7 protein-coding genes and 1 riboswitch are annotated in these 8907 nt (G+C 44.4%); of the genes, 4 read left to right on the top strand and 3 right to left on the bottom strand.

The genetic code is table 11. The annotated features are described in order from the left end of the window. Nucleotides 1–241: 241 nt before the first annotated feature. The gene (locus tag ADI76_RS00060) at nt 242–1660 is read left to right on the top strand and encodes a C69 family dipeptidase (RefSeq protein WP_049513764.1); all 1419 of its coding nucleotides are present in this window, start codon (nt 242–244) and stop codon (nt 1658–1660) included. A gap of 129 nt (nt 1661–1789) precedes the next feature. Then, nucleotides 1790–1884: riboswitch (glycine riboswitch) on the top strand. 101 nt (nt 1885–1985) lie between these two features. Continuing rightward, on the top strand, nt 1986–3317 hold the full coding sequence (locus ADI76_RS00055; RefSeq protein WP_049513761.1) for an alanine/glycine:cation symporter family protein: 1332 nt from the start codon (nt 1986–1988) through the stop codon (nt 3315–3317). A 53-nt stretch (nt 3318–3370) separates the two neighbouring features. On the opposite strand, the gene sstT is transcribed toward ADI76_RS00055, so the two are convergent. Then, on the bottom strand, nt 3371–4588 hold the full coding sequence (gene sstT, locus ADI76_RS00050; protein WP_049513759.1) for a serine/threonine transporter SstT: 1218 nt from the start codon (nt 4586–4588) through the stop codon (nt 3371–3373). 137 nt (nt 4589–4725) lie between these two features. Here sstT and ADI76_RS00045 point away from each other — a divergent pair, with 137 nt between their 5' ends. After that, entirely contained in the window at nt 4726–5574 is an 849-nt protein-coding gene (locus ADI76_RS00045) for a mechanosensitive ion channel family protein (protein ID WP_049513757.1), read from the top strand. Between the two features lie 40 nt (nt 5575–5614). Here the strand turns inward: ADI76_RS00045 and ADI76_RS00040 are convergent, their stop codons facing one another. Together ADI76_RS00040 and gdhA are read right to left on the bottom strand one after the other, a co-directional pair. Further along, nucleotides 5615–5935 (bottom strand): hypothetical protein, encoded by a 321-nt coding sequence (locus ADI76_RS00040; RefSeq protein ID WP_024056290.1) that lies wholly within the window; start codon nt 5933–5935, stop codon nt 5615–5617. Between the two features lie 281 nt (nt 5936–6216). Then, nucleotides 6217–7563, bottom strand: coding sequence for an NADP-specific glutamate dehydrogenase (gdhA, locus tag ADI76_RS00035; RefSeq protein WP_049513755.1), 1347 nt, complete (start codon nt 7561–7563; stop codon nt 6217–6219). A gap of 299 nt (nt 7564–7862) precedes the next feature. Between gdhA and ADI76_RS00030 the strand changes: the two genes are divergently transcribed. Further along, nucleotides 7863–8798 (top strand): dihydroorotate oxidase, encoded by a 936-nt coding sequence (locus tag ADI76_RS00030; RefSeq protein WP_049513753.1) that lies wholly within the window; start codon nt 7863–7865, stop codon nt 8796–8798. Nucleotides 8799–8907: the final 109 nt, after the last annotated feature.

Genomic DNA, 8907 nt, shown 5'->3' with positions numbered 1-8907 from the left:
AATTAGTCATGGAACTTCTTCGAAGTTCGCTGACGTCCGTACTCACCTAAGGAAAGTTTCTAAGATAACTTTTTCTTCAATCTGAACCTAGCTGATAAACGGCTAGGTTTTTTTAAAAATCTTACATAATGAAACGGATTAAAAGAAATTGAAAGCGATCCGTTTTCAAATCTGATTTTCAGTAGGTCCTCCCTTTTAAAAGTGCTATAATAGAAGCAATGAATGATATGGGAGGATACGCATGCGTAAACGTGAAAGTGCAGATTCGTGTACAACGATTCTAGTCGGAAAAAATGCTAGCTATGATGGTTCGACCATTGTAGCACGAACAGAGGATTCTCAAAATGGCGTTTTTACGCCTAAGAAATTGATCGTGGTCAAACCAGAAGATCAACCGCGTCATTACAAGTCTATTTTATCATCTTTTGAAATAGACTTGCCAGATAATCCAGTTCGCTATACGGCGGTTCCAGATGCCATTCCTAAAGACGGAATCTGGGGAGAAGCTGGGATCAATATCTATAATGTCGCCATGAGTGAGACAGAGACCATTACGACTAATAGCCGTGTGCTAGGGGCCGATCCTCTTGTAGAGAGTGGCATCGGTGAGGAAGACATGCTGACCTTGGTCTTGCCTTATGTCAAGACTGCCCGCGAAGGGGTTTTGCGTCTCGGAAGGATTTTAGAAGAGTACGGAACCTATGAATCTAACGGGATTGCGATTTCAGATGTGAATGAAATCTGGTGGTTGGAAACCATCGGAGGTCACCACTGGATGGCGCGCCGTGTTCCAGATGATGCCTATGTGACCAACCCGAACCAACTGGGAAGTGATTATTTTGAATTTGGAAATCCAGACGAGTTTCTTTGTGACCCAGATCTTGAAAATTTTGCCACAGAGCACCATTTGATTCTGGACCAAAAAGGTAAAGGTTTTAATCCACGCTATGCCTTTGGTAGCCAAAAAGACAAGGACCGTCACTACAATACACCGCGGGCTTGGGCCATCCAGCGTTTCCTTAATCCTGAAATTGAGCAGGATCCACGGAGCTTTGAGATTCCTTGGTGTCAAAAGCCCTATCGCAAGGTGACGATTGAGGATGTCAAATATGTCTTGAGCAATCACTACCAAGATACCATCTACGATCCTTATGGACCGGAAGGAGATCAGGTGAGTCAGCGAACTTTCCGGACAATCGGGATCAACCGGACCAGTCAAACAGCGATTCTGCAATTGCGTCCCAATAAACCACAAGAAACGACAGGCATCCAATGGATTTCTTATGGTTCGATGCCTTACAATACAGCCGTTCCTTTCTTTACCCAAGTGAATACAACGCCAGATTACTTTGCCAATACTACGGCTAAGGTGACAACGGATTCCTTCTACTGGGCTAACCGGATTATTGCAGGACTAGCAGATCCTCACTATGCCCACCATGTTGGGGATCTAGATGATTACCAAGAATCGACAATGGCCTGGGGACATGCACGTATCAATAAAGTTGATCGTGCCCTTGCAGCAGGTGAAACCGTCGATTTTGAGGCTGAAAACCAAGCCATGAGTGATCAGATTCAAGAAGCGACGGATCAACTCTTGGACAAGATTTTGCTCGATGCTAGCAACCTCATGACCAATCACTTCTCTTTGAGTGATTAAAAACCGTACATTTTTAGATGATTTACAATATTTTTTCGGAAATGATTGACAAAGCTTTGAAAATCGATTAAAATAGAGAAAATTACATACGACCGAATGAAGTTTGCAGGAGCGTGAGTGACTGTGAATGGACGGAACTCTGGAGAGACCAGAAATGGCACCGAAGGGGCAAGGTAGAGGATGCATCTACTCAAACTCTCAGGTAAAAGGACAGAGCGAAAAATAGGGGAAGTCCCCTATTTTAAGCAGGACCAGAGTACATGTTTGACATGTACTCTTTCTTTTTCTCATTTCTGTCGAGCGGTCGATAAAAAGGAGACAGAGAATGGATCATGTATTGCAGTTTTTTCAGCAACTCGATAATTTAGTATGGGGCGCCCCACTTTTGGTGCTCTTGGTAGGGACAGGGATCTACCTGACCCTTCGTTTGGGCTTGCTTCAGATACGCTATCTTTCAAAAGCCTTTCGCTTGATCTTTACAGAAGATGAGGGTCATGGGGATATCTCAAGCTTTGGAGCCCTTGCGACGGCCCTAGCGGCAACTGTAGGAACAGGCAATATTGTAGGGGTAGCGACAGCGATTCAGACCGGTGGCCCAGGGGCCCTCTTTTGGATGTGGATGGCGGCCTTCTTTGGAATGGCGACCAAGTATGCAGAAGGGCTCTTAGCCATTCGTTATCGGACCAAGGATGACAATGGTCACATCTCAGGTGGTCCGATGTACTACATTCTTCACGGGATGGGGGAGAAGTGGCGACCACTAGCTATTTTCTTTGCGGTTGCAGGTGTTCTGGTGGCTCTCTTTGGGATCGGAACCATGACCCAGGTCAATTCCATTACGGGATCTCTCCAAGCGAGTTTTGGAACGGCTCCAGAAGTGGCTAGCGTAGTGATTGCTCTGGTGGTTTCGACCATCATCTTTGGTGGGATTCACTGGATTTCAAAAGTTTCTGAAAAAGTGGTTCCTTTTATGGCTGCTGCCTATATCTTTGCGACTGTCACGATCATTGCCTTGCATCTGGACCAATTGCTTCCAGCCTTTAAATCGGTCTTTTCAGGTGCCTTCACAGGGACTGCAGCCATGGGAGGTTTTGCAGGAGCAACAGTCAAAATGGCTATCCAAAAAGGGGTGGCGCGTGGGGTCTTCTCCAATGAATCGGGTCTCGGATCGGCCCCCATTGCAGCAGCTGCGGCGAAGACCAATGAACCTGTAGAGCAGGGCTTGATCTCGATGACAGGAACCTTTATTGATACCATTATCATCTGTAGTTTGACAGGGCTGTCTCTTCTGGTGTCAGGTGAGTGGATGGCTAAGGGTAGCACGAGTACCTTGACCCAGGATACGTTTACAGGTGTCTTTGGTCCAGTTGGAGGCATTATCTTAACGCTGTGCTTGGTGTTGTTTGCGACAACGACCATTCTTGGATGGTCTTACTACGGAGAACGGTGTTTCGAATTCCTATTTGGTGTCAAACATATCAATCTCTACCGGATCTTCTTTGTCTTAATGGTTGGACTAGGTGGTTTCCTAAAATTAGATCTGGTCTGGGTCATTGCGGATATCGTCAATGGGCTCATGGCTCTGCCCAACCTGATTGCCCTACTAGCTCTGTCACCTGTCATTATCAAAGAAAGCAAACGCTACTTTAAGAAATAAGAAAACCCAGATCGCGAGGTCTGGGTTTTCTTTTCTATTTGAGATAGGATCTTTTAATAGCGTTTTTCTTTTGGCCAGCTGCTCATTTCGGCGATGGCAGTGAAGAGCACATCTGTCGAAGAGTTGAGGGCTGTTTCGCAAGAGTCTTGAATGACCCCGATGATAAAGCCGACACTGACGACTTGCATGGCCAAATCATTGGTGATGCCAAAGAGGCTACAAGCAACAGGGATGAGAAGGAGAGATCCTCCCGCAACTCCAGATGCTCCACAAGCAGAGATAGCCGCTACGACACTCAGAATGAGCGCCGTTCCAAAGTCAACCTGAATGTGTAAGGTATTGGCAGCAGCTAGCGTCAAAATATTGATCGTCACGGCTGCGCCTGCCATGTTAATGGTTGAACCAAGCGGAATAGAGACAGAATAGGTATCTGGATTCAGCCCCAATTCTTCACAGAGACGCATGTTGACAGGGATGTTGGCTGCAGAACTTCTGGTGAAGAAGGCGGTTACCCCACTGACACGGAGGCATTTAAAAACAAGGGGATAGGGATTCTTGCGGATCATGAAAAAGACGATCAATGGATTGATGACCAGAGCGACAAAAGCCATCGTTCCCACCAATACTATCAAGAGAATCCCGTAGTTACTAAGGGCACTGAGTCCTTGGCCAGCGATGGTCGTGAAGACCAAGCCCAAGATCCCAAATGGAGCTAGGTTGATAATCCACTCGACAATTTTTGAAGTGATATCTGCTAGGGTTTGCAGGAGGTCTTTACTATGTTCACTCGCTTCTCTCATGGCGATCCCAAAGACAGTGGCCCAAGAAAGGATTCCAATGTAGTTGGCTTGCTGCAAGGCGTTGACCGGGTTGTCGACGATCTTGAGCAAGAGGTTACTGATCACTTCGCCAATTCCATTTGGAGAGGATCCTTCAGCGGCCTTCCCAGTCAGGGTAATGGTGATGGGGAAGATGTAATTGACCAAAACAGCGGCGAAGGCGGCTGCAAAGGTTCCTAGGAGATAGAGGACGATGACCTTTTTCATATTGGTCTCTGTCCCTTTTTGGTGTTGGGAGAGAGCGTTTGCGACAAGCGCAAAGACCAGAAGGGGTGCGATCGCACGGAGCCCTCCAACAAAGAACTGGCCTAAGAGTCCAATGCCAGTTGCTTTCGGGAAGATAAGTGCTAGAATAACTCCAAGTACAATCCCGATTGCGATTCTTTTCATAAGGTTGGTTCTATTCCAAGTGGTAATCAGTCGATGAATCATGTAAGGCCTCCTTAAAAAATAATTAAGGAATATTATACGATAGTTAGGGGGCAAAAGCAATGAAATTTTTAAAAAATAGCCTTATTTCCGAATATTTGATATAATCATACTATTCTTTGTTAGAAAGGCCCGAATAAATGAGTCAAGCTTTCCAACGTTATTTCAGTAAAATAGACTGGACAAAGATTTTTGATGACCTAATTTCAAAATGCATCTCCCTGATTTTTGTCTTTCTCTTATTTTTTATCGCTAAAAAGGTCATCCATAGCCTGGTCAAGCGGATATTAACCCCTTCTTTTAAGTATACGGTGCAGGATGAAGCCCGTAAAAAAACCATTCTCCGTTTAGTAGAGAGTCTCTTGAACTACTGCTTGTATTTTATCTTGATCTACTGGATCTTGTCGATCCTGGGTCTTCCAGTCTCTAGTCTATTGGCTGGTGCTGGGATTGCTGGGGTGGCTATCGGGATGGGAGCCCAGGGCTTCCTTTCCGATTTGGTCAATGGTTTCTTTATCCTTTTAGAACGCCAGCTGGATGTGGGGGACAATGTCCGACTTACCAATGGTTCTATTAATATTGCCGGCATCGTTAGCAGTGTGGGAATTCGGACAACTCAAGTACGTGATTTTGACGGGAGTCTCCACTTTGTCCCAAACCGCAATATCACTGTCGTCAGCAACCTCTCGCGTGGAGATATGCGCGTGCTGGTGGATATTCCGCTAGATGCGAATACCGATCTCGACAAGATCTACCAGGTCATCGCTCAGGTCAACCAGTCTCAACAAGACAAGCACCCAGAAGTGTTGACAGGTCCTACTATTTTAGGCCCACAGATCGAAAAAAATGGTCGCTATTCCTTCCGTATTGCTATGACCGCTCAAAATGGAACCCAGGTTACTGTTTATCATACTTACTGTAAACTCTATCATGATGCCTTGATGGAAGCAGGAATCAACCTTCCAACAGGAAATAACGGAATCATGTAAAAAAGCTCAGAAATATTTTTCTGAGCTTTTTTAATCGATGTTACGATCTTAAGTGGCAGTATTTGTCATCCAAATATTTAATCTGATCCCAAATCTTTCGAGCCTCAGGTGGCAAGATCAATAATTGCTTGCGCAATAGGGCGGTGATTTCGAGATCCAATGATTCGATCGGAAGGGCTATGGCTACGGAACTTTTTGCCCTTTGGATCTTGTTAATGCAGTGTTGGATATGCTGGCAAGCAGTACAAGTCTGTGCTTGACGGCTTGCTGCAATCTCCTGACGCATATCAGAAAGCAGTTGCATCAATTCAGACTTAAGGAATTCAATGGTAGTTGACTTGTCTTGAGCAAAATGAAACATAAGCGCACCTCCTTTTGCTATAGTTTAATACTAATTTATTAAAAATGCAAGGGGGTAAAGTAAAAAAAATAAAATTTTTTTAGAAAAAGATACAGAAAAAGAGATGGCTCAAATCTCTCACCACTAATGATGGTTAAGATTCCTTTCTTTAAAAATGACTTTCTTCCCTTGGAACCAATTGTCCTTAAAGAGATCAGTAGCTACAAAAAACTCCTGAAACACACTGGTTTCAGGAGTTGAGAGGCTTTGACCCGAAGGCCTCAAAGAAAAATATCGATTGATTATACAAGACCTTGTGCAATCATCGCATTTGCGACATTTTCAAAGGCAGCGATGTTGGCACCTGCAAGGTAATCTTTACCAAGTCCGTAAGTTTCTGCAGTTGTTTTAGCAGTGTTGAAGATGTTGGTCATGATGTCTTTCAAACGTCCGTCCACTTCTTCGCGTGTCCATGAAAGACGTTGGCTATTTTGGCTCATTTCAAGAGCAGATACAGCAACCCCACCAGCATTGGCTGCTTTAGCAGGTCCGTAAAGGATACCATTTTCTTTGTATACGTTGATGGCATCGATGTTACTTGGCATGTTTGCTCCTTCAGAGACAACTTTCACACCTTGAGCGACCAAACGTTTAGCAGCATCGCCATCGATTTCATTTTGAGTTGCACATGGAAGAGCGATGTCATAGTTACCAGCGTAAGTCCATACAGAACCTTCGTAGTAGGTAGCAGTTGGTTTTTCAGCAGCGTATTCAGTCAAACGTGCACGACGGTTGTTTTTCACATCTGTAAGAAGGTCGAAGTCAATACCGTTCTCGTCGATCACGTAACCGTTTGAATCAGATACAGAGATAACAGTTGCACCAAGTTCAGTAGCTTTTTGAAGAGCGTATTGGGCAACGTTACCAGAACCTGAGATCACGACTTTCTTACCAGCAAAGCTGTCACCGTTGGCTTTGAGCATTTCTTCAGTATAGTAAACCAAACCATAACCAGTTGCTTCTGGACGGATCAAGCTACCACCAAAACCAAGAGGTTTACCAGTCAAGACACCAGCATCGAATTGGCGAAGGCGTTTGTATTGACCGTAAAGGTATCCGATTTCACGTCCACCAACCCCGATATCACCAGCTGGGACATCAAGAGAAGGACCGATGTGCTTTTGCAATTCAGTCATGAAGCTTTGGCAGAAACGCATCACTTCAGCGTCAGTTTTTCCTTTAGGATCGAAGTCAGACCCACCTTTACCACCACCGATAGGAAGACCAGTCAAGACGTTTTTGAAGATTTGTTCGAATCCGAGGAATTTCAAGATCCCTTGGTTAACAGTTGGATGGAAACGAAGACCACCTTTGTAAGGACCTACAGCAGAGTTGAATTGAACACGGTAACCACGGTTTACTTGGATGTTTCCTTCACGGTCAACCCAAGGAACACGGAAGGAAATCACGCGTTCAGGTTCTGTAATACGAGCTAAAATGTTTTCTTCAATGTATTCAGGGTGTTTTTCGAATACAGGTTCCAAAGTGCTAAGGAACTCTTCAACAGCTTGAAGGAATTCTGCTTCATGGCCATTACGAGCTTTTACAGTTTCGAAAGTGCTTTGGATATATTCTTTTGCAGTTGTCATGTTAATTCTCCTTTGTGAATGAAACGAAAACCAGCAAACCCGCTAGGGGATTGGCTTTGAGACAGTTGACAAACAATGTCACGTTTTATTACATGGATCATTATAGCAGACTTTTTTTGGCTTGTAAAGAAAAAAGTTGAATTTTCTGAAAATTTTATCGCGACTAGGAAAGTCCGAATGTTTGGAAGAATTTTTAGCTTTGTTTGTCCGGAAGCTTCCAAGTGATGGTATAATGAAAGAAGAAAATAGAGAGCATCCCGAACGATTCTGTTGATGGGTGTTTCAAAAAGGAGTACAAGATGGTATCGACAAAAACGCAAATTGCTGGTTTTGAATTTGACAACTGCCTGATGAATGCGGCAGGAGTGGCCTGTATGACCAAGGAAGAGTTGGAAGAAGTGAAGAATTCGGCTGCTGGGACTTTTGTGACCAAGACAGCGACCTTAGAATTCCGTGCTGGAAATCCCGAACCACGCTATCATGATGTGCCACTTGGCTCGATCAATTCGATGGGCCTTCCCAACCAAGGCTTGGATTATTATTTGGATTACCTATTAGAGTTGCAAGAAACAGATCCCGACCGGACCTTCTTCTTATCTCTTGTCGGCATGTCTCCTGAAGAGACCCATACCATCTTGAAAAAGGTGCAAGACAGCGACTTTAAAGGCTTGACAGAACTGAACCTTTCTTGCCCTAATGTCCCTGGGAAACCTCAGATTGCCTATGATTTTGATACAACAGATCGGATCTTGTCCGAGGTCTTTGCCTATTTCACCAAACCGCTTGGTATTAAATTGCCACCTTACTTTGATATTGTCCACTTCGATCAAGCTGCAGCGATCTTTAACAAATACCCGCTTAAGTTTGTCAATTGTGTCAATTCCGTAGGGAATGCTCTCTACATTGAAGATGAATCCGTTGTGATTCGTCCGAAGAACGGCTTTGGTGGGATTGGTGGAGAGTATGTCAAACCAACAGCCCTTGCTAATGTCCATGCCTTTTATCAACGTTTGAATCCAGAAATTCAGATTATAGGGACTGGTGGTGTCTTGACCGGTCGTGATGCCTTTGAACATATTCTATGTGGGGCTAGTATGGTGCAAATCGGAACCACGCTTCATAAAGAAGGAGTGGGAGCTTTTGAACGCATCACTGCGGAACTCAAAGCCATCATGGAAGAAAAAGGCTACCAAAGCTTGGAAGATTTCCGTGGGAAATTGCACTACATTGACTAATTTTTCGAAAAAAACTTCCTCAAGTGGAAACTTGGGGAAGTTTTTTATGAGAGTGGGACAGAAATCGGTAATTCGTTAGAATTCGATTTCGTCGTCCCACCTCCGCACA

This window comes from Streptococcus parasanguinis (assembly GCF_001074805.1).
Taxonomy (GTDB): Bacteria; Bacillota; Bacilli; order Lactobacillales; family Streptococcaceae; genus Streptococcus; species Streptococcus parasanguinis_A.
The sequence above is the reverse complement of the archived record's forward strand: the minus strand, read 5'-3'. Positions and strand labels throughout refer to the sequence as shown.

Bases quoted from the DNA above. Each gene is read 5' to 3' on its own strand.
- ADI76_RS00060 (WP_049513764.1), top strand. From the start codon at position 242: ATGCGTAAACGTGAAAGTGCAGATTCGTGTACAACGATTCTAGTCGGA.
- ADI76_RS00055 (WP_049513761.1), top strand. From the start codon at position 1,986: ATGGATCATGTATTGCAGTTTTTTCAGCAACTCGATAATTTAGTATGG.
- sstT (WP_049513759.1), bottom strand. From the start codon at position 4,588: ATGATTCATCGACTGATTACCACTTGGAATAGAACCAACCTTATGAAA.
- ADI76_RS00045 (WP_049513757.1), top strand. From the start codon at position 4,726: ATGAGTCAAGCTTTCCAACGTTATTTCAGTAAAATAGACTGGACAAAG.
- ADI76_RS00040 (WP_024056290.1), bottom strand. From the start codon at position 5,935: ATGTTTCATTTTGCTCAAGACAAGTCAACTACCATTGAATTCCTTAAG.
- gdhA (WP_049513755.1), bottom strand. From the start codon at position 7,563: ATGACAACTGCAAAAGAATATATCCAAAGCACTTTCGAAACTGTAAAA.
- ADI76_RS00030 (WP_049513753.1), top strand. From the start codon at position 7,863: ATGGTATCGACAAAAACGCAAATTGCTGGTTTTGAATTTGACAACTGC.